Raw genomic sequence first — 19,914 nt, forward strand, 5'->3', positions numbered from 1 at the left:
CCGGCACCCGGGAGAACTCCGGGGTGAACGGCACCACGCAGAGCACGTCCACGCCGAGCGCCTCGATCAGCTCGGCCTTGCGGGCCGGCTCGGTGAGCACCGCCGGGTGTGAGCCGGGGCGGACCACCTCGGCCGGGTGCGGGTCGAAGGTGACCACCACCGACTGCACGCCCAACTCGCGGGCTCGGGCCACGGCGTGCCCGATGGTCGCCTGGTGCCCCTTGTGCACGCCGTCGAAGACGCCGATGGTGACCACCGAGCGTCCCCACCCGCCGGGCGCCGCGTCGTAGCCCCGCCACCGCTGCATGCCGTTCCTCTCTGCTGTCCCGCCGGCTGGCGGGTCGACACCGCCGGCTGCGGGCCGGCGGACCTGCGCCCCGCGGTCAGGCCGGGGCGAGCACGATCTCCGCGCGGGCCCGTCCGTCCCGCTCGCTGACGATAGCGATCAGGCCGCCGGCCGGCCCGAAGACGGCGTACGGGCCGGTGAGGCCGGCCGGGTCCAGGGGCCCTCCGTGGGCGAGCACCCGGGCCTCGTCGGGGGTGGCCTCCCGGCGCGCGAAGAACCGGTCGGCCGCCGCGTCCAGTGGCAGGTTCACCACGTCCGGGGCGCGCTGCTCCAACTCGTCGAGGGTCGCCGCCTCGGCGAGGGTGAAGCCACCGACAGCGGTGCGCCGCAGCGCCGTGAGGTGCCCGCCGACGCCGAGCGCCACGCCGGCGTCCCGGGCGATGGCCCGGATGTACGTGCCGGATGAGCAGGTCACGTCCACGTCCACGTCGACCACGTCCGGCTCGGTACGGCGGATCGCCAGCACCTCCAACCGGGAGATGGTGACCCGCCGCGCCGGCAGCTCGACGCTCTCCCCGTCGCGGACCCGCTTGTACGCCCGCTGCCCATCGATCTTGATGGCGCTGACCGCGCTCGGCACCTGGTCGACCTCGCCGCTCAGCCCGGCCAGCGCCGACCGGATCGCGTCGTCGGTGACCTGCCCGGCCGGCACTGTGGCGGTGACGTCGCCCTCGGCGTCGTCGGTGACGGTGGTCTGGCCGAGCCGGATCGTCCCGGCGTAGCTCTTGCCGGCGCCGATCACGTAGGTCAGCAGCCGGGTGGCCCGGCCGACGCCGATCACCAGCACACCTGTCGCCATCGGGTCGAGGGTGCCGCCGTGCCCGACCCGTCGGGTCTTCGCCAGTCGGCGGATCCGCGCCACCACGTCGTGCGACGTCATGCCGCCGGGCTTGTCGACCACGATCAGACCATCGGTGCTCACGTCGGCCAAGCCTGCCAGATGGCACCCACCGCGCAGTGCGTGGGCAGGCCCCGGGTGACCGGGACGACCGGCGGCGCCAGCAGGGGCCCTCAGCGGACCGCGCCGGTCACCGCCCACCTGCCGTTGCGCAGTCGCAGCAGCAGGGCGACCAGCCGGATCACCACGAACACTGTGAGCCCGGCCCAGATGCCGCCGAGCCCGAGGTTGAGCGCGTACGCCAGCCAGATGGCCGGCAGGAAGCCTCCGAGCGCCGCCACGATGGTGAGGTTGCGCAGGTACCGCACGTCGCCGGCACCGATCAGCACGCCGTCGAGGGCGAACACCACCCCGGCCAGCGGCAGCATGACGACGAACCACGGCCAGGCCACCATGGCCTGCTCGCGTACCCCCGCATCGGAGCTGAACCACGACGGAACGACGCCGGCGCCGGCGGCGACGAGCAGCGCGAAGCCGACGCCGCAAACGCCGCCGAGCAGCCCGATCCGGCGGGCGAGCGCCCGCGCCCCCGCGTCGTCGCCGGCGCCGAGCGCGGCACCGACCAGGGACTGCGCGGCGATGGCGAGGGCGTCGAGCACCAGCGCGGTGAAGAACCAGAGTTGCAGGGCGATCTGGTGGGCGCCGACGGCGGCGGCGCCGAAGCGGGCGGCGACGGCGGTCGCGGACAGGAAGCTGGCCTGGAACGCCAGCCCACGGATCAGCAGGTCCCGGCTGAGCACCAGTTGCTGGCGGATGACGCGGGGTTGGGGCCGCAGTGACACCCGCTCGCCGACCAGGGCGGCGGCGAAGAGCAGCCCGCAGAGCGTCTGCGCGACGACGTTCGCCACCGCAGAGCCGACCAGACCCAGCCCGCCGGGGTAGACCAGCAGCGGGCAGAGCAGCGCGGAGAGCAGGTTGGGGCCGAGCACGAAGAACAACGGGCGGCGAGTGTCCTGCACACCGCGCAGCCAGCCGTTGCCGGCGGCGGCGAGCAGCAGGCCAGGAGCGCCGAGGGCCGCGATCCGCAGCCACTGCGCGGCGGCGTCGGCCACCTCGCCACCACCACCGGCGAGGGTACGCGCGAGCGCGCCGCCGCCGACCTGCATGCCGATCGCGATCAGCAGGCCGACACCGAACGCCAACCAGGACGACTGGACGCCCTCGGCGACGGCGGCCGCCCGGTCTCCCGCTCCGAAGCGGCGGGCCGCGCGCCCGGTGGTGCCATAGGCGACAACGGTGCCCACCCAGGCGGTGAGCGTCATGACCGTGCCGCCGACGGCGAGCGCGGCGAGCGGCACCCGGCCGAGGTGACCGACCACTGCGGTGTCGACCAGCACGTAGAGCGGCTCGGCGGCGAGCACCACGAGGGCCGGCAGGGCGAGCGCGGCGATCCGCCGGGGCGAGGCGGGTCGGTGGGCGGTGGCGGCGTGACTCATCGCCGCCGATCCTGGCACGGCTGCGGTAAGGATCGCAATCCCGCCGACTACTTACCGCGTCGGCGGCGGTGCGGGCTCGTCGTGGCCCGCGCGGTCCCTACCGCCGGACGGATCGGATCACTGCCGGGTGTCCATCGACGTCTGCAGCGCGCGGCGGGCCTGCTCGCGGGCGTCGTCGGTGGTGGTCTCGGGCTTGGGCTTGTTCGGCATGGTGGCGCTCCTCTTCCAGGGCGCGAGCCGCCGACACGCGGCGACCCTCACGGGCGGTCGTGCTGAACGCCCCACGGCGGTCCGGGGTTACCGGAGCAGCCGACTGGGCAGCGTGAGCCCGGGTCGATCCGACCCTGGAGGGAGGCGGCACGGGGTGTGGCACCACCGCCCATGACCTGCACCGCCAGGCGGTACCGGCCTTCTCCCAAGTTATCGTTCAGGTCCACATACTGCTTTCGGTTCCCGCCATTTGGACAGTCGACAACCCGGCTCAGCGAGCCAGGAAGTGCCACCCCAGCCACCACCAGAACCCGAACAGACCGATCCGGCCCACCGGCACCGAACCGACCTCGTAGCGCATCACGTACGCGCAGACCTCGCCCAGGGTGGGGATCCGGGACCCCTCCCGCCGGGCCATCCACTCGACCACAGCGAAGAGGACCAGCGCGGCGAGGAAGCCGCCGATCGCGAGCGCTCGCATCATCGCCGCACCAGCCCCCAGAACGCCGCCAGCCAGGCGAACCAGGCCGCCGACCGGGTCAGGTGGTCCTCCAGGAGAGGATCGGCGAGCCGGGAGAAGGTGGGGAAGTCGTCGCCGGCGGCCAACACGAAGGTCGCGCCCTCGAAGACCCCGAAGACCACCACCGGCACCGCCCACCAGGCCGCCCCCGCGCCCAGCCGGCGCGGCGCCGGACGACGGGGCACCCGGTTGCTCAGACCGAGCCAGATCAGCACCCCGCCGGTGCCGACAGTGAACAGATTCGCCTCGGTCGAGAAGGACGCGAACCGGCCACCGACAAGCGACAGGCAGACCAGGACGGGAACGGAGACGGCGGGCCGGTCCCAGGCGCGGGGGGCCTCCACGGTGAGGTCGTGCGGCTGCTCCATCCCGCAATTCTTCCCGGTCTCACGGAGCGCGGGAAGACCAACACTCCCCGGAGCTGACCCTGATCTTCGGGACCGACCGATCGATGACTGCCGAAGCCGACGTCAGCCGATCAGCGCGGCGTCCAGCTGACCGCGGATCGACTCGACCACCTGATCGACGGTGCCCCGACCGGTGAACCCGGCCGCGAACGTGTGCCCACCACCGCCCAGCGCGACCGCGACACGACTGACGTCCACCGCGCCCTTGCTGCGCATCGACACCGCCCACTCGGCGGGCCTGGTCTGCTTCACCACACAGCTCACATCCGCCTCGGCCGTGCAGCGCACCGAGTCGATGAGCGCCTCCAGCACGTACGGCCGCTGGTCGTGCCGAGCCAGGTCGTCCAACGTGGCGAAGGTCCAGACCAGCCCTCGCCCTCCGGCGGCGGCCGGCTCCAGCCGAGCCCGGCCGAGCACCTCACCGAAGAGGCGGACCGCGCCGAAGGGTCGGGTGTCGAAGACCCGCCGGGAGATGTCACCGGGCGAGATGCCGGTCGCCAGCAACCGGGCGGCCATCTCATGCACCGCCGGAGTGGTCGCCTCGAACCGGAACGAGCCGGTATCAGTGGTCAGCGCCACGTAGAGGCACTCGGCGATGGCCGGATCCACCACCACGCCGAGCCGGGCCAGCAGCTGTTCGGCCACGACCGACGTGGCCGCCGCGCCCGGGTCGACCAGGTTCACAGTGCCGAACCCGGGGTTGGAGGCGTGGTGGTCCAACACCAGCGCCGCACCCGCCGACGACAGCCGCCCGGCCAACTCGCCGAGGCGTGACTCGCTGGCCGCGTCGAAGCAGATCACCAGGTCGGGCGCCGGGTCGGCGGCGTCCGCCGGGACCAGCAGGTCCAGCCCGGGCAGCCCACGAAACGGCTCCGGCACCTCCGGCGGCCCGGGAAAGGTCGCCTGCACCTCGCGTACGCCGAACTGCCGCAGGCCCAGGCCGAAGCCGAGCATGCTGCCCAGCGCGTCGCCGTCCGGGTTGATGTGGCAGATCAGCAGCACCCGGCCGGTCGGCGGGAGAGCCCGCACCAATGCCTCGGCCGCGGCCCAGTCCGCCTCGGCGGGGCCGAGCCCGGCGGCCCCGGTGAGCGGGGCGCTGGCGGTGCTGGTCACCGCGATTCCCCACCCCGCGGAGTTTCCTTGACGTCGGCGGCCTCGTCGGCCTCGTCCGTCTCGTCGGCCTCATCGGTATCGTCGTCCACCCGGTACGGCTGGGCCTCGCCCGCGTACTTCGCCTGGGCGGCGAGCCGCTGCACCTCGGCGTCGGCGTTGCGGGCGGCGGCGAGCAGGTCGTCGATGTGCTTGACCTGGTCCTGTACGTCGTCGAGGACGAACGTGAGGGTCGGCGAGTGGCGCAGCCCGAGCGCCTTGCCGACCGTGCTGCGCAGCATCCCCTTGGCGCTCTCCAGCGCCGCCGCGGTGTCCGCCTGGGCCACCGAGTCACCGAGCACGGTGTAGAAGACCGTCGCGTCGCGCAGGTCAGCGGTAATCCGGGCATCGGTGATGGTGATCATCCCAAGCCGCGGGTCCTTGATCTGGCTCCGCACCACCGACGCGACCAGCTCACGCACCCGTTCCGCGTGCCGGCGTACCTTGGCCGGATCAGACATCTCGCCACCTCCACGGCGTCCTGCTCCCGGTCGACCCGGCGGCCCGGAGGCCGCCGGCCGACCGGCCAACATCTCGAACACTACCTTCGGGGCCGCGCCGGTCGCCCGGCACAGCCGGCACCATGGTCAGTCGTCGTCCACGCCGTAGAGCCGGCGGCGGACCGACAGCAACTCGACCTCGGGGCGATTGGCCACCAGGCGCTCACAGGAGTCGAGCACCTCGCGGACGTGCGCCGTCTCGGCGGCCACCACGGCCACCGCCAGCTGCGCTCGACCATGCAGGTCGAGCGCACCCACCTCGGCGGCCGACACCTCGAAGCGGCGCAGCGCCGCCACGATCGGCCGTACATATGATCTCTTGGCTTTGAGCGACCTGGAGTCGCCCGGCAGCAGCAGGTCGAAGACCGCGGTTCCGGTGAACATCGCCCCGGACGATACCGCCACCCCGCCCCGCATGATCAAGGGGTTTACGCCGTGCGGCGTAAACCCCTTGATCAGCGTGTCACTGCCGGATCAGGCGCGAACCTTCTCCCGCATCTCGAAGGTCTCGATGACGTCGCCGACCTGGACGTTGTTGTAACCACCCAGGGTCAGACCGCACTCGAAGCCCTCGCGGACCTCGGTCGCGTCGTCCTTGAACCGCTTGAGCGAGGTGATCGTGAGGTTGTCCGCCACGACCGTCCCGTCCCGAAGCAGACGAGCCTTCGCGTTGCGTCGGATGATGCCCGACCGGACGATGCAACCGGAGATGTTGCCGATCTTGGACGAGCGGAAGACATCGCGGATCTCCGCGGTGCCCAGCTCGGCCTCCTCGTACTCCGGCTTGAGCAGGCCCTTGAGCGCTGCCTCGATCTCCTCGATGGCCTGGTAGATGACGGTGTAGTACCGGATCTCCACGCCCTCGCGGTCGGCCATCTCACGGACCTTGTTCGAGGCCCGCACGTTGAAGCCGATGATCGTGACCGGCTCGGACGAGGCGCTCGCGAGCATGACGTTGCTCTCGGTGATCGCGCCGACGCCCCGGTCGAGGACCTTGAGCTGGACCTCCTCGGGGATGTCGAGGTTGAACAGCGCGTCCTCCAGGGCCTCCACCGAACCGGAGACGTCGCCCTTGAGGATGAGGTTGAGCGAGGTCTTCTCGCCCTCCTTGAGCTGCTCCATGAGCGTCTCGAGGGTGGCCCGACCACGGGAGTTGGCGAATGCCGCCGCCCGCCGCCGTGCCTGTCGCTGCTCGGCGATCTGCCGCACCGTGCGGTCGTCCGCCGCGGCGAGGAACGTGTCACCCGCACCGGGCGGCGCGGTCAGACCCAGAACCATGACCGGACGCGCCGGACCAGCCTCGGAAAGCTGGTTGCCGTTCTCGTCGAGCATGGCCCGGACCCGGCCGTGCGCCCCACCGGCGACGATCGAGTCGCCCGCCCGCAGGGTGCCCTTCTGCACCAGCACCGTCGCCACCGCACCGCGGCCCTTGTCCAGGTGCGCTTCGATGGCCACACCCTGCGCCGGCCCGTCGATCGGAGCGGTCAGCTCCAGCGACGCGTCGGCGGTCAGCAGGACGGCCTCGAGCAGTTCCTCGATGCCGATGCCGGGCTTGGCGGCCACGTTGACGAACATGGTCTCGCCGCCGTACTCCTCGGCGACCAGGCCGTACTCGGTCAGCTGCTGGCGGACCTTGTCCGGGTTGGCCTCCGGCTTGTCGACCTTGTTGACCGCGACCACGATCGGCACGTCGGCCGCCTTGGCGTGGTTCAACGCCTCGATGGTCTGCGGCATCACGCCGTCGTCGGCCGCGACGACCAGGATCACGATGTCCGTCACCTGGGCACCACGAGCACGCATGGCGGTGAACGCCTCGTGACCCGGGGTGTCGATGAAGGTCACCGCACGGTCCACACCATCGTGCGGAACGTGCACCTGGTACGCACCGATGTGCTGGGTGATGCCACCCGCCTCACCAGCGACGACGTTCGCCTTACGGATGGCGTCGAGCAGCTTGGTCTTACCGTGGTCGACGTGACCCATGACGGTCACCACCGGCGCACGGCTGACCAGACGCTCCTCGGCCACCTCCGCGTCGAGGTCGATGTTGAACTGCGCGAGCAGCTCGCGGTCCTCGTCCTCCGGGCTGACGATCTGGATGTCGAAGCCCAGGTGCTCACCCAGCAGCTGCAGGGTGTCGTCAGAACAGGACTGGGTCGCGGTGACCATCTCGCCCAGGTTGAACATCTCCTGGACCAGCGAACCCGGGTTGGCGTTGATCTTGTCGGCGAAGTCCGACAGCGAGGCGCCACGGGAGAGCCGGACGACCTGACCCTGACCCCGGGGAGCACCCGAGCTCATGGTCGGAGCCGACAGGTTGTCGAACTCCTGTCTGCGCTGCTTCTTGGACTTGCGACCGCGCGTCGGCCGGCCACCCGGACGCCCGAAGGCACCCGCGGCACCGCCGCCACGGCCACGACCACCGGCACCCGGACGACCGCCGCCGCCGGCCGGAGCACCCGGACGGAAACCGCCACCGGGAGCACCGCCACCGCCGCCGGGACCGCCACGGTAGCCACCGCCACCGCCGGCACCCGCGCCGCCACCGGGGCCGCCGCGGTAACCGCCACCGCCACCGGCGCCACCGCCGGGACCGCCACGGAAGCCGCCGCCACCGCCACCGGGGCGACCAGCGCCGCCACCGGGACGACCTGCGCCACCGGGACCGGGGCGACCGGCAGCCGGACGCTGACTCGGCATGGACGCCGGGCTGGGCCGCGGCGGCATGGAGTTCGGGCTCGGCCGCGGCGGCATGCCCGCCGGGCTGTTCGGCCGAGGGCCACCCGCACCGGCGGCCGGGGGCCGCTGCTGCTGGCCACCCTGGATGCCGAACGGGTTGTTACCGGCACCGCGTGCCGGCGGACGACCGCCCGGCCGGGCACCCGGACCGGGAGCCGGCGTGCTCGGACGAGCTGCCGGCGAACCGGGACGGGGCGGCATCGCCGCAGGACCCGGCCTAGGGCCGGGGCGGTTGCCACCGTCTGCCGGAGGCTCCCGGCGAACGGGGTTGTCCCGCTGCTGCTGGCGGGCGGCCTGCGCGGCCTTGACCGCGGCCTCCTGCTCAGCCTTCAGCGCGGCGGCACGCGCCTCCGCGGCCGCCACCTCGATGTCGTGGGCACTCGCCGGCTTGGCGACCGGGGTCGCCGACTGCGGGGCACCGGGAACCGGACCCTTGGGCTTCGGACCGGGTGCCGGCGCGGCCGGCCGCCGAGGCGGCATCGGCCTGGCCGAGACCCGGGGCGCGCCCGGGGTCGGGGTTGGCGTCGGGGTCGGGTTTGAAGCCGGCGTCGACGCGGGCGCCGACGGGGCGGCCGGAGCCGGGGCTCCGGCGGACGCGACGAATGCGTTACGCAGCCGCCGGGCGACGGGCGCCTCGACGGTGCTGGACGCGGACTTCACGAACTCGCCCATTTCCTTCAGCTTGGCGAGAACGGTCTTACTCTCGACCCCGAGCTCTTTTGCAAGCTCGTGTACGCGGGCCTTGCCTGCCACTGCACTCCTCACTCCGAGGTCGTGCGGGCAGCACCCGCAGCGACCTCACTCGTGCACTTGAAGCCTGGTCATTTCAGGGACTTCATCGTGTGCTCATGTCGGTCGTCCTACCCTGCTAGCGACCCTCGCCCGGTCGGGCTGACCGGACGTAGTGGTTGGCGCATCGACGTGCTCCGCCAGCACACCGTGGTCGAGGACCTCGGTGCTGCGCAGCGCACGCCCGAAGGCGCGGCGCCGCACCGCCAGCGCGAAGCAGGCCGGATCCGGGTGCATGTTCGCTCCCCGACCCGGCAGCCTGCGGAGCGGATCAGGCCTGAGGCTGTGACCAGCCTCGTCCCTGACCGCGACGATCCGCAGCAATTCGCTGGCCGGCGCACGTTGCCGGCAACCCACACAGGTGCGCTCCGGCTGCGCGCGTCGTACCACTGGAGGAAGTCTACCCCTAGCTGCCCGAGATCGCGCCGCCCGGCTCCCGCACGTGATCAGTTACCCCACGCGCTGCCGGCGCGGTCTGCTCCGCATCGGAGCGAATGTCGATCCGCCAACCGGTCAATCGGGCCGCGAGTCGGGCATTCTGCCCCTCCCGACCGATCGCGAGCGACAGCTGGAAGTCGGGAACGGTCACCCGGGCGGCCCGACCGGCCAGGTCGACCACCTCGACCCGCAGCGCCTTTGCCGGCGACAAAGCGTTACCAACGAAGGTGGCCGGATCGTCCGACCAGTCGATGATGTCGATCTTCTCACCGTGCAGCTCGCTCATCACGGCACGCACCCGCTGACCCATCGGGCCGATGCAGGCGCCCTTGGCGTTCACCCCTGGGGTGGTGGAGCGGACGGCGATCTTCGTGCGATGGCCCGCCTCCCGGGCGATCGCGCCGATCTCCACGGTGCCGTCGGCGATCTCCGGCACCTCCAGGGCGAAGAGCTTCTTGACCAGAGCCGGGTGCGACCGGGACAGGGTGATCTGCGGCCCGCGCATGCCCTTGGCGACGTGCACCACCACACAGCGGACCCGCTCGCCGTGCGCGTACCGCTCGCCGGGCACCTGCTCGGACTGCGGCAGCACACCCTCCAGCTTGCCCAGGTCGACGCTGACGATGCCCTTCTCGGTACGCGTCTCGTGCGCCTGCACCACGCCGGTGACCAGGTCACCCTCGCGGCCCACGTACTCGCCGAAGTGCACCTCGTCGGTGGCCTCCCGCAACCGCTGGAGGATCACCTGCTTGGCGGTCATGGCGGCGATCCGGCCGAAGTCGTGCGGGGTGTCGTCCCACTCCCGCACCAGGCTGCCGTCGGCGTCCATCTCCTGCGCGTACACCAGGGCGGCGCCCGACTTGCGGTCGATCTCCACCCGGGCGTGCGGTTCGGCCCCGTCGGTGTGCCGGTAGGCGGTCAGCAACGCGGTCTCGATCGCCGCGAGAATCGTGTCGAACGGGATCTCCCGCTCGCGCTCGAGTGCGCGCAGCGCCGCGAGGTCGATGTTCACCTCTCCTCGTCCTCCACATCATCTTCGTCGTCGATGTCGTCTGAATCGTCGTCGATCTCGTCGGAATCATCCGCGTCGTCGAACTCGTCGTCCGGCTCACCGAGCTCGGCGAGCCGGGTGAACTCGACCTGCACGCGGCCTGGGCCCAGCTGGGCGTACGCCCAGGCGGCCCGGCCGTCGTCGGTCTCCAGGTGCACGCCCTCGTCGTCGGCCGCGACCACCCGGCCGGTCAGCTGACGGTCACCGGCGGGCTGCTCGCCACGCTGGCCGGGCAGCGCGACCGCGCCCCGGACGGTGACCTTGACCAGCCGGCCCACGTTGCGCCGCCAGTGGCGGGGCAGGGTGAGCGGCCGGTCGACGCCGGGCGAGCTGACTTCCAGCTGGTACTCCCCGGCGACGATGTCGCCACCGGTCTCCTCCGCGGCGTCCAGCGCGGCCGAAACCGCGCGGGAGACGTCCGCGACGGCGTCCAGGTCGATCCCGCCGTCGGTGTCCACCATCACCCGCACCACGTGCCGGCGGCCGGCCCGGGAAACCGACAGGTCTTCCAGGTCGTAGCCGGCGCCGTTGACCACCGGCTCGATCACGGCCCGCAGTCGGTCCCGCCGCGCGGCGAGGTCACCGCCGCGGGGACCCGCAGCACCACGGGGTCGACCCGTCGGCCTGGTGGCACGGCCACGCTGCGTCATCTCCGCACCCTCTCCCTGGTCGACGGGGACCTGTCGTCCCGCCATGCCGGCACGCCACCGGAGTGGACACGCCGGTGGTTGCGCAGAGCGTAACGCGCCTGCCCGGCGACGGACCGGGCGGCGCACCGACGCCGGTGGCCCCCGGAGCGGCGCGCATGGTGTTGACTTGGCCGGTGGGGATCGGCAGAACGACACAGCGCGACCGGGCATCCGGACATTCCCGGCGAAAGCTCCTGAGTGCCGGGGCACTGCTGGTGCTCGGCGGTGCCGTTGCGCCGCTGACCGGCTGTGATCTTTTCGATCGTGACGATCAACCAGCCCCACCACCCGACCCGCTGCGGCCGATGGTGGACGAGTCACTCGCGCTGGCTGCCGCCTACCGGGCGAGCGCGACCGCACACCCCGAGCTCGCCGACCGGCTCAACCCGATCGCTGAGACACACACCGCGCACGCCACCGAACTGGCCCGGGTGATCGGCGTGACAGTGCCCTCGGCGGCCTCCGCCGCGCCGACCACCGCCCCGGCGGCCGATCCGAACGGCGCGCGCGCCACCCTGCGAGCGCTGGAGAAGACCGCCCAACGGTCCGCCACCGCCGCCTGTGCCGCGGCGCCCGCGGAGCGGGCCGCACTGCTCGGGTCGATCGTCGCCGCCCGGGCCACCCACCAGGAGGCACTGAAGTGAGGCAGCCGTCCACCGGGGAGGCGCTGACCTCCGCCCTCTCCGCCGAGTACGCGGCCATCTACGCCTACGGACGGATTGGTGTCCGGCTCAGCGGAGCGGACCGGGACGCGGCACGTCAGGCCGAGGCCGCGCACCGACGCCGGCGCGACGCGCTGGTGGTGCAGCTCACCACGGCCGGCGGCGTGGTCCCGGCGGACCGCGCCGGGTACGCGCTTCCGTTCCCGGTCACCGACCGGGCGAGTGCCCTGCGGCTCGCCGCCGAGGTGGAGGAGCGCACGGCCGCGCACTGGCGGGCCGCCCTGGCGTCCACCACCGGCGCCGACCGGGACCAGGCGCTGGCCGCCCTGGTCGAGTACGCCGTGCGCGCCACCCGGTGGCGGAAGAGCGCCGGGCTGACCCCGCTGACTGTCCCGTTTCCCGGTCGGCCGGCCTGAACCGGTCCGCCCCGGTTGCGGTACGCATACCTGGTATGCATACTCCGTTGCCATGTCCATCCGTCACGGGTTGCTCGCCCTTCTCGAACGCGGCCAGATGTACGGCTACCAGCTGCGCGCCGCGTTCGAGGAGTCGACGGGCTCGACCTGGCCGCTGAACATCGGGCAGGTCTACACCACGCTGTCCCGGCTGGAACGGGACGGGCTGGTGCGCCCGCTGCCGGAGAGCGAGGCCGGGCAGCGCCCGTACGAGATCACCGACGCCGGTCGGGCGGACCTGGCGCTGTGGTTCGCCACCCCGATCAGCCGTACCGACCGCCCCCGCGACGAGCTGGCGATCAAGCTGGCGCTGGCGCTGACCACCCCGGGGGTCGACGTCCGGGCGGTGGTGCAGGCCCAACGCAGCGCGACGATGCGGGCGCTGCAGGAGCTGACCCGGTTGAAGTACGGCAGCAACCGGCCGGAGGACCTCCCCTGGCGGCTCGTGCTGGACTCGATGGTGTTCCAGGCAGAGGCCGAGGTGCGCTGGCTGGACCACTGCGAGACCAGTCTGGTCCGGCACCAGCCCAGCGGCCCGGCGCCTCCCGCTCCCCGACCGGGTGACGACGACGCGCGGGACGCGGCTCGATGGGCCGGCGAGGAGGCGCGACGGTGAGCGGGTCGGACGACGCGGTGCTGGAGCTACGCGCCGTCCACCGCACACACGGCGCCGGACCGGCGGCGGTGCACGCGCTGCGCGGCGTCAGCCTGGTCGTGCGGCCCGGCGAGTTGGTCGCCGTGATGGGGCCCTCCGGCTCCGGCAAGTCGACCCTGCTGGCTCTCGCCGGCGGGTTGGACCGCCCGACCGGCGGCGAGGTCCGGGTCGAGGGGCAACCGCTGGGGGCACTGGACCGCCGCGGGCTGGCCCAGCTGCGTCGCCGCCGGATCGGCTACATCTTCCAGCAGCTCAACCTGCTGGGCAGCCTCAGCGCGCTGGAGAACGTGGCGCTCCCGTTGGAACTCGACGGAACCAGCGGGCGTCGGGCCCGCGCACTGGCCATGACCGCGCTCACCGAGGTGGGCCTGCCCGCGTTGGGCGACCGCTTCCCGGACCAACTCTCCGGCGGGCAGCAGCAGCGGGTGGCCATCGCCCGCGCGCTGGTGGGCGAACGCCGGCTGGTCCTCGCCGACGAGCCCACCGGGGCGTTGGACTCGCAGACCGGTGAGGCGGTGCTGCACCTGCTGCGCCGCCGGATCGACGCGGGTGCCGCCGGAGTGCTGGTCACCCACGAGGCGCGGCACGCCGGCTGGGCCGACCGGGTGGTGTTCCTCCGCGACGGCGTCCTGGTCGACACCACGGCGCCGCTGGGCAGCGTCGAGCAGTTGCTGTCCGGCAGCGAACGGTGACCATCCGCCGCCTGACCCGGGCCCCCGGTCGGGCCGGAAGCGCGTCTCGGCGGCCGGTCGCCCCGGTCGGCCGACGGCGGTTCGCCGAGCTGACCGGCTCCTGGCGGGCGGCGCTGCGGATCGCCCGGCGGGAGTCACGCCGGTCCCGACGGCGGACCGTCCTGGTGCTCGCGATGATCGCCATGCCGGTCGCGGCGCTGGCCTTCCTGGCCGCGAGTTACGACATGGCCGAGCTGACCCCACAGGAACGCGTCGACCGCCGGCTCGGCGTGGCCGACGCGCAGCTGCAGTGGATCGCCAACGCCCCGGTGGGGCAGGACGAGTGGGGTGAGGGCTGGTACACCCGCGACGGCGAGCTCCCCGCGAAGGTGACCGCGGCCCAGCTGACCGAGCTGCTCGGGCCGGGCAGCCGGGTCACCGAGGTTCGTCAGCGCGTTCCGCTGACACTGCGCGGCCCGCACCGCGACGAGGTCGTGAACGGTCGGGTGCTGGACCTCGCCGATCCGCTGGCCCGTGGGCTGGTGCGGTTCCGGGCCGGCCGGGCGCCTCAGCAGGCCGGTGAGGTCGCGGTCAGTCCGGTGGCGCTGCGCCGGCTGGACCTGCGCCTCGGCCGCGCCGTGGCCGCCGCCGACGGGAGCAGGGCGTACACAGTGGTGGGGGTGGTCGAGTTCCCCGACGACCTCGGGCCGGTGGTGGCGCTGCATCCGGGGGCCGTGCCGTCGACCGGTCCGGAGCCGGACGGTGTCTGGTTGGCGGACGTGCCGGGCACCGTCGACGCAGGGCTGGTGTCCCGGCTCAACGACCGTGGGGTGGTGGTCACCGCGCGACACCGGATCGGCCCGACGACCGGAGCGGACCGGACCTGGTTCGGGTCGATCGTGGGGAGCGACCCCAACGACCTGAGCACCGGCGTCCTGATCGCCGGCCTCGGGCTGCTGGAGGTCGTCCTGCTGGTCGGGCCGGCCTTCGCCGTCGGTGTCCGTCGCCGCCGACGGGATCTGGCGCTGGTCGCGGTGGCGGGCGGGGACGCCGCCCAACTCCGCCGGGTCGTCCTGGCCGACGGTGTGGTGCTGGGCGTGCTGGGGGCCGCCGCCGGCCTGCTGGTCGGCGTCGGCGCGGCGTTCGCCGGTCGCCCACTGATGGAGCAGTACGTCTTCAGCGCCCGTTTCGGCGGCTACCGCTGCTGGCCGAGCGCGCTGGTCCTGCTCGGTGGTGTCGCGGTGCTGGCCGGGGTGCTCGCCGCGCTGGCACCGGCCTGGACCGCCGCCCGGCAGGACGTCAGCGCCGGGCTCGCCGGACGACGCACCCCGGCGAAATCCCAGGGCCGGTGGTTGGTTCTCGGACTGGCGCTGGTGGTCGGCGGGGCGGGGCTGGCGGCGTTCGGGGCCACCCAGACGTCCCCGGCGGTGGTTCTCACCGGGCTGATTCTCGGCGAGTTGGGCCTGGTCTGCTGCACGCCCACGCTGCTCGGGGCGCTCGCCCGCCTGGGCCGGGTGTTACCGCTGGCACCACGGATCGCGCTGCGCGACGCCAGCCGCAACCGGGCCGCCGCGGCACCTGCCATCTGCGCCGTGATGGCCGCCGTCGCCAGCAGCGTCGCCCTCGGCGGATACCTCGCCAGCGACGTCGCCCGCGACGCGCGCGCCTACCGGCCGGCGCTGCCGACCGGCCACGTGATGGTCAACCCGATCGGATCGGCCGGGCAGCCCACGCTGGCCCAGATCACCGACGCGGCCCGCACCCAGTTCGGCGTCGGCGCGGTCGCCCAGGTGCAGACACCGAACTGCGGGGCAGGGCCCACCCGCTACTGCGATGTCGCACCAGTGCTCCCGCTGACCCGGGCCTGCCCCTGGCAGCCCGGCGTCCAACTCCCCGCGGCGCAGCGGCAGCAGGCCCGCGCCGACCCCCGCTGCCAGATCCGCGAGGCGGACTACTTCGGCGGCTACGTGGAAACCGGAGTCGACGACGGGACCGCGCTCCCCCTGCTCACCGGCGTGGACCCGGCGACGACCGCCGCCGCCACGGCCGTCCTGCGCGCCGGTGGCGTGGTGGTGACCGACCCGCGCTACCTGCACGACGGACTGGTGACCGTCCGGGTCGGCGACGTGGAGACCGAGCCGAACGGGCCGATCACGGTCCGCGACCTTCCGGGGTACGCGCTGCCCCGGGCGACCGGCCAGCCCCGTCTGCTGCTCTCCTCCGCCGCCGCCCGGCAACTCGACCTGAACTGGTCTCCGACCGGCTGGGTGATTGGCACCGCGACCCCGCCCGACGAGGAGCAACAGGCACGGTTCGCCGCCGCCATGCGGCCCTTCGGGACGTTCTCGCTGATGGTGGAGTACGGCGGCGCGCCACGCGACGTCTCACCGTTGCTTCTCCTGTTCGCGGCCGCGGCCGGGTTGATCACCGTGGGGGCGGCGGGGATCGCCACCGCGCTCGCCGCCGCCGAGGGACGCGCCGAGCTGACCACCCTCGCGGCGGTCGGCGCGGCCCCAGCGGTACGCCGGCTGCTGGCGATCTGCCAGGCCGGGGTCATCGCCGGTCTCGGTTCGGTGCTCGGCATCGTGGCCGGCCTCGGCACCGCCGCGATCGTGCTGGTCTCGGTGAACCGGCAGTACGCCAACGACTGGCCGGTGTCCGACCCGTACCCCTTTCTGGTGCCGTGGCCCGCGCTCGGGATCCTGGTGCTGGTGCCGGTGGTGGCGATGCTCGGGGCGGGCCTGTTCACCCGGGCACGGCTGCCGATCGAACGGCGGCTGGACTGACCGATCCTCCGGGCGACCGAAAGGGGGACCACGCGGGGGTGCGTCGGGGCCGGGCAGCCGGCAGACTGACCGGCGTGTCGGTGCTCAGAAACGTCGTCCGTCGAGCCGGTCATCATCGCTGGTTCGGCGCCACCGCGCGCCTGCTGGTTCCGGCCGATCGGATGGTCGGTCGACTCACCCGGGGCCGGGTGGTCGCGCTCGGCCTGCTCCCCTCCCTGCTGATCACCACCACGGGACGCCGCTCCGGCAAGCCCCGCAGCAATCCGCTGCTCTACGTGCCGGACGCCGACGCGTACGTGGTGATCGGGTCCAACTGGGGGCAGACCCACCACCCCGGTTGGGCGATGAACCTGCTCGCCGATCCCGCCGCCGAGGTGGAGGTGAAGGGCAAGCGGGTGGCGGTGCTTGCCGAGCGGGCGTCCGGCGCCGAACGGGACCGGTTGTGGCAGCTGCTGGTCACCGCGTGGCCGGCGTACCGCACGTACGTGCAGCGGGCCGGCGGCCGGGAGATCCACATCTTCCGGCTGACCCCGACCGGGCGCGGCGCGCCCGACGGTCCGCCGTCGGCTGGCTAGGCTGACGCTCGGTAACCAAGACGAGGTGGTCCCGTGAGCGCGAGGAGTGAGCCGGGGTTGCGAGCCCCGCAGCCGCGAACAAAGGCTGGTTCCGTGAGCGCGAGGAGTGAGCCGGGGTTGCGAGCCCCGCAGCCGCGAACAGGGCTGGTCCCGTGAGTGAGCGGGCCGGTGTCGGCCGGGGCCTCGACGATCGACGGTGGACGGTCGCGGAGCGGGTCGCCGAGGCGGTCCGGCGGCGGTTCCCGGCCGATGCGCTCGCGATCGCGGTGCACGGGCCGCTGGCGCACGGTGACGACGACGGCGGTGGGGACCGCGAGGTGGGAATGCTCGTGGTCACCTATCGGCCCGGGACCGGGCCCCCGCCGGCGACCCGGCGGGTGGACGGGGTGCTCGTCGATCTGACCGTGGCCGCCGCCGAGGACTACCTGGCCCAGGCCCGGGTGCTCTCCCCGCTCTGGCCGTTGACCGCCGACCGGTACGTCACCACGCAGGCGTTGCACGATCCGACGGGCTGGTTGCGGACGCTGCGCGACGAGCATCTGGGCCGGCTGGCTCGGGCCCGGCCGGCGGAGTTCAGCACCGCGGCCCGGCAGGCGTGGTACAGGGGCAGCGCCGCGCACTCGCGGGCGGCCCGGCTCGCCGAGTGGTACGAGACCGATCAGGCTCTGCTGATGCTCGGTGAGGCCCGGCTGGCGGCGGCCACGGTGACCGGCCTGCTGAGTCGCACCTACTTCCGTGACCCGGGGGACGCGGTGCGGCGCACCGGGTTGGCCGGGGCGGACATGACCGAGGTGGGTGTGGTGCTGGCCCGGCAGGCCGAGGAGTTGGCCGCCCGTGGTCGTGCCGTCGACGGCACTGTGGACGAGCTGCTCAGCGCCTGAGCCGCGTCACAGCCCGCCCGGTACGCCGATCAGCGAGCCGACCAGGTAGGTAGCGCCGGCCGCCGCGGCACCCAGTAGCAGCTGACGCAGCCCACTGGTCCACCAGGGACGGCGGGTGAAGCGGGCCACAACGGCACCGGCGGCGAACAGCCCGAGCCCGCCGACGGCGAGCGCCAGCCAGAGTTCGGTGGCGCCGAGCAGGTACGGCAGGAGCGGGACCAGCGCGCCGACGGAGAAGAACAGGAACGACGAGATCGCCGCGGCCCACGGGCTGGGCTGGTCGTCGGGGTCGACGCCCAACTCCTCGCGGACGTGCACCCGCAGCGCTTCCTCCGGGTCGCGGCGCACCGCCTCGGCGACCTGGGTGGCGAGGTCCCGGGGCAGGCCCCGGGCCACCCACGCGTCGGCCAGCTCCCGGGCCTCCGCCTCGGGATGCCGTTCGAGTTCCCGTCGCTCCTTGGCCACCTCGGCGGCGACCTGCTCGTTGGCGGAGCGCACGCTGGTGTATTCGCCGAGGCCCATCGAGATCGCCCCGGCCACCAGGCCGGCGGTGCCGGTGAGCACGATGCTGCGCGGCGACACCCCGCCGCCGCCGACGCCGGCGATCAGGGCGATGTTGGTGACCAGCCCGTCCATCGCGCCGAAGACGGCCGGGCGTAGCCAGCCGCCGGAGACGTCCGCGTGGTGCGCCTCGCGCAGTGCCGCTGGGGTGTCGGTCACGGCGCCTGCCCTTCGTTCGCGACTGCGGGACTTCGCTTCGCTGCGTTCCTCGCGCTCACGGCAGGGTCAGGATCTCGTGGCCGTCGTCGGTCACCACGATGGTGTGCTCGAACTGCGCCGTCCACTTCCGGTCCTTGGTGACCACCGTCCAGCCGTCGTCCCACATGTCGTACTGGTAGGTGCCGAGGGTGATCATCGGCTCGATGGTGAACGTCATGCCCGGCTCCATGATGTCCGTGGGGCGCGGGCTGTCGTAGTGCGGCACGTAGAGGCCGCTGTGGAAGGCCTCGCCGATGCCGTGGCCGGTGAAGTCGCGGACCACGCCGTAGCCGAACCGCTTGGCGTACGACTCGATGACCCTGCCCACCACGTTGATCTGGCGACCCGGGGCGACGGCGCGGATGCCGCGCATCATCGCCTCGTGGGTCCGCTCGACCAGCAGCCGGGCCTCGTCGCTGACCTCGCCGACGCAGAACGTGGCGTCGGTGTCACCGTGCACCCCACCGATGTACGCGGTCACGTCGACGTTGATGATGTCGCCGTCCTGCAGGACCGTGGAGTCCGGGATGCCGTGGCAGATGACCTCGTTGAGGCTGGTGCAGCAGGACTTCGGGAAGCCCTTGTAGCCCAGCGTCGACGGATACGCGCCGTGGTCGCAGAGGAACTCGTGCACCACCTTGTCGATCTCGTCGGTGGTCACGCCCGGCTTGCAGTGTTCGCCGGCGAGCTGGGTCGCCTGGGCGGCGAGCCGGCTGGCGATCCGCATCTTCTCGATGGTCTCCGGCGTCTGCACGTGCGAGCCACGCCACTCCTGCGGGCCCTTCTTGCCCACGTACTCCGGTCGGGCGATCTGGGACGGCACCGGTCGCATCGGGGAGAGCGTGCCTGGTGTCAGCGGCGGACGGACGGTCATGCCGTAAGCCTATCGCCGGGACCGCTGGTGACCCGCGCCACGGCCGCCGGGTGGAGGTTGTTGCCCTGCCAGGGTGGCTGTGCCATGGTGTCTGCGTGGATCAAGGGGGAGCACCGCCCGTCTTCTCCGCCAGCGCCGAGATCGACGGTGACCACCTCCACGTCGTTGTGGCCGGCGAGGTCGACATGGCGACCGCGGACACGATGCTCCAGACGGCGCTGCGCGAGCCCGCCGGGAAGATCACTCTGGACCTGACCGCTGTCACCTTCTTCGACTCGGCCGCCATCCACGCCCTGGTCCGGCTCGCCCAGCAGACCCCGGGCAGGCTCACCGTTCGTCCGTCCCGGCAGGTCCGTCGGGTGCTGGAGATCGCCGGCCTCGGCGAGCAGAGCTGGCTCGACCCGGCCTAGTCCGGCGTCACACT

Annotated in this window: 21 protein-coding genes and 1 pseudogene; 8 read left to right on the top strand and 14 right to left on the bottom strand. The window is 73.0% G+C overall.

Annotation, left to right across the window (positions count from 1 at the left end):
• The 12 genes and pseudogenes from ABZU74_RS30255 to rimP all read right to left on the bottom strand — a co-directional run.
• A pseudogene (locus tag ABZU74_RS30255) lies at positions 1 to 307 on the bottom strand (bifunctional riboflavin kinase/FAD synthetase); the annotation flags it as partial.
• Between the two features lie 76 nt (positions 308 to 383).
• Entirely contained in the window at positions 384 to 1,304 is a 921-nt protein-coding gene (gene truB / locus ABZU74_RS30260; RefSeq protein ID WP_355431064.1) for a tRNA pseudouridine(55) synthase TruB, read from the bottom strand.
• A 53-nt stretch (positions 1,305 to 1,357) separates the two neighbouring features.
• Positions 1,358 to 2,680 (bottom strand): MATE family efflux transporter, encoded by a 1,323-nt coding sequence (locus tag ABZU74_RS30265; protein ID WP_355430967.1) that lies wholly within the window; start codon positions 2,678 to 2,680, stop codon positions 1,358 to 1,360.
• Positions 2,681 to 3,161: 481 nt separating this feature from the next.
• Positions 3,162 to 3,371 carry a DUF6186 family protein gene (locus ABZU74_RS30270; RefSeq protein WP_181539437.1) on the bottom strand — a complete coding sequence of 70 codons (210 nt, stop codon included), beginning with the start codon at positions 3,369 to 3,371 and terminating at the stop codon, positions 3,162 to 3,164.
• Entirely contained in the window at positions 3,371 to 3,778 is a 408-nt protein-coding gene (locus ABZU74_RS30275) for a hypothetical protein (RefSeq protein ID WP_355430969.1), read from the bottom strand. Before ABZU74_RS30275 ends, ABZU74_RS30270 begins: the two co-directional genes overlap by 1 nt.
• A gap of 102 nt (positions 3,779 to 3,880) precedes the next feature.
• Positions 3,881 to 4,930: a bifunctional oligoribonuclease/PAP phosphatase NrnA gene (locus ABZU74_RS30280; protein WP_355430972.1), complete on the bottom strand. Its 1,050-nt coding sequence runs from the start codon at positions 4,928 to 4,930 to the stop codon at positions 3,881 to 3,883.
• Positions 4,927 to 5,427, bottom strand: coding sequence for a 30S ribosome-binding factor RbfA (gene rbfA, locus ABZU74_RS30285; protein WP_355430975.1), 501 nt, complete (start codon positions 5,425 to 5,427; stop codon positions 4,927 to 4,929). The genes ABZU74_RS30280 and rbfA overlap by 4 nt, the downstream gene beginning before the upstream one ends.
• Before the next feature lie 126 nt (positions 5,428 to 5,553).
• Positions 5,554 to 5,850, bottom strand: a complete 297-nt coding sequence (locus ABZU74_RS30290; protein WP_091400377.1) for a DUF503 domain-containing protein — start codon at positions 5,848 to 5,850, stop codon at positions 5,554 to 5,556.
• A gap of 90 nt (positions 5,851 to 5,940) precedes the next feature.
• Positions 5,941 to 8,958, bottom strand: a complete 3,018-nt coding sequence (gene infB, locus ABZU74_RS30295; protein WP_355430978.1) for a translation initiation factor IF-2 — start codon at positions 8,956 to 8,958, stop codon at positions 5,941 to 5,943.
• Between the two features lie 93 nt (positions 8,959 to 9,051).
• Positions 9,052 to 9,384, bottom strand: a complete 333-nt coding sequence (locus tag ABZU74_RS30300) for a YlxR family protein (protein ID WP_081884157.1) — start codon at positions 9,382 to 9,384, stop codon at positions 9,052 to 9,054.
• 16 nt (positions 9,385 to 9,400) lie between these two features.
• Positions 9,401 to 10,444: a transcription termination factor NusA gene (gene nusA / locus ABZU74_RS30305; RefSeq protein ID WP_355430982.1), complete on the bottom strand. Its 1,044-nt coding sequence runs from the start codon at positions 10,442 to 10,444 to the stop codon at positions 9,401 to 9,403.
• A complete protein-coding gene (rimP, locus tag ABZU74_RS30310; RefSeq protein WP_355430985.1) occupies positions 10,441 to 11,133 on the bottom strand; it encodes a ribosome maturation factor RimP in 693 nt (230 codons plus the stop codon). The genes nusA and rimP overlap by 4 nt, the downstream gene beginning before the upstream one ends.
• Before the next feature lie 155 nt (positions 11,134 to 11,288).
• On the opposite strand from rimP, the gene ABZU74_RS30315 reads away from it, so the two are divergent.
• The 7 genes from ABZU74_RS30315 to ABZU74_RS30345 all read left to right on the top strand — a co-directional run bounded on the left by ABZU74_RS30315 (position 11,289) and on the right by ABZU74_RS30345 (position 17,857).
• A complete protein-coding gene (locus ABZU74_RS30315; protein ID WP_355431067.1) occupies positions 11,289 to 11,816 on the top strand; it encodes a hypothetical protein in 528 nt (175 codons plus the stop codon).
• Positions 11,813 to 12,250, top strand: coding sequence for a ferritin-like domain-containing protein (locus ABZU74_RS30320; RefSeq protein ID WP_355430988.1), 438 nt, complete (start codon positions 11,813 to 11,815; stop codon positions 12,248 to 12,250). The genes ABZU74_RS30315 and ABZU74_RS30320 overlap by 4 nt, the downstream gene beginning before the upstream one ends.
• A 52-nt stretch (positions 12,251 to 12,302) precedes the next feature.
• Positions 12,303 to 12,905 carry a PadR family transcriptional regulator gene (locus ABZU74_RS30325; protein WP_355430991.1) on the top strand — a complete coding sequence of 201 codons (603 nt, stop codon included), beginning with the start codon at positions 12,303 to 12,305 and terminating at the stop codon, positions 12,903 to 12,905.
• Positions 12,878 to 13,636 carry an ABC transporter ATP-binding protein gene (locus ABZU74_RS30330; protein ID WP_355430994.1) on the top strand — a complete coding sequence of 253 codons (759 nt, stop codon included), beginning with the start codon at positions 12,878 to 12,880 and terminating at the stop codon, positions 13,634 to 13,636. The genes ABZU74_RS30325 and ABZU74_RS30330 overlap by 28 nt, the downstream gene beginning before the upstream one ends.
• On the top strand, positions 13,633 to 16,401 hold the full coding sequence (locus ABZU74_RS30335; protein ID WP_355430997.1) for an ABC transporter permease: 2,769 nt from the start codon (positions 13,633 to 13,635) through the stop codon (positions 16,399 to 16,401). The genes ABZU74_RS30330 and ABZU74_RS30335 overlap by 4 nt, the downstream gene beginning before the upstream one ends.
• A 74-nt stretch (positions 16,402 to 16,475) precedes the next feature.
• On the top strand, positions 16,476 to 16,976 hold the full coding sequence (locus ABZU74_RS30340; protein WP_355431000.1) for a nitroreductase family deazaflavin-dependent oxidoreductase: 501 nt from the start codon (positions 16,476 to 16,478) through the stop codon (positions 16,974 to 16,976).
• Between the two features lie 152 nt (positions 16,977 to 17,128).
• Positions 17,129 to 17,857 carry a nucleotidyltransferase domain-containing protein gene (locus ABZU74_RS30345; RefSeq protein WP_355431003.1) on the top strand — a complete coding sequence of 243 codons (729 nt, stop codon included), beginning with the start codon at positions 17,129 to 17,131 and terminating at the stop codon, positions 17,855 to 17,857.
• 6 nt (positions 17,858 to 17,863) lie between these two features.
• Here ABZU74_RS30345 and ABZU74_RS30350 read toward each other — a convergent pair whose 3' ends face one another.
• A complete protein-coding gene (locus tag ABZU74_RS30350) occupies positions 17,864 to 18,577 on the bottom strand; it encodes a VIT1/CCC1 transporter family protein (RefSeq protein WP_355431006.1) in 714 nt (237 codons plus the stop codon).
• Positions 18,578 to 18,632: 55 nt separating this feature from the next.
• Positions 18,633 to 19,490 (bottom strand): type I methionyl aminopeptidase, encoded by an 858-nt coding sequence (gene map / locus ABZU74_RS30355; protein WP_355431009.1) that lies wholly within the window; start codon positions 19,488 to 19,490, stop codon positions 18,633 to 18,635.
• Between the two features lie 95 nt (positions 19,491 to 19,585).
• Between map and ABZU74_RS30360 the strand changes: the two genes are divergently transcribed.
• Positions 19,586 to 19,900 (top strand): STAS domain-containing protein, encoded by a 315-nt coding sequence (locus ABZU74_RS30360; RefSeq protein ID WP_355431011.1) that lies wholly within the window; start codon positions 19,586 to 19,588, stop codon positions 19,898 to 19,900.
• Positions 19,901 to 19,914 lie beyond the last annotated feature (14 nt).

The sequence above is a fragment of the Micromonospora sp. NPDC005171 genome, assembly GCF_040608575.1.
GTDB lineage: Bacteria > Actinomycetota > Actinomycetes > Mycobacteriales > Micromonosporaceae > Micromonospora.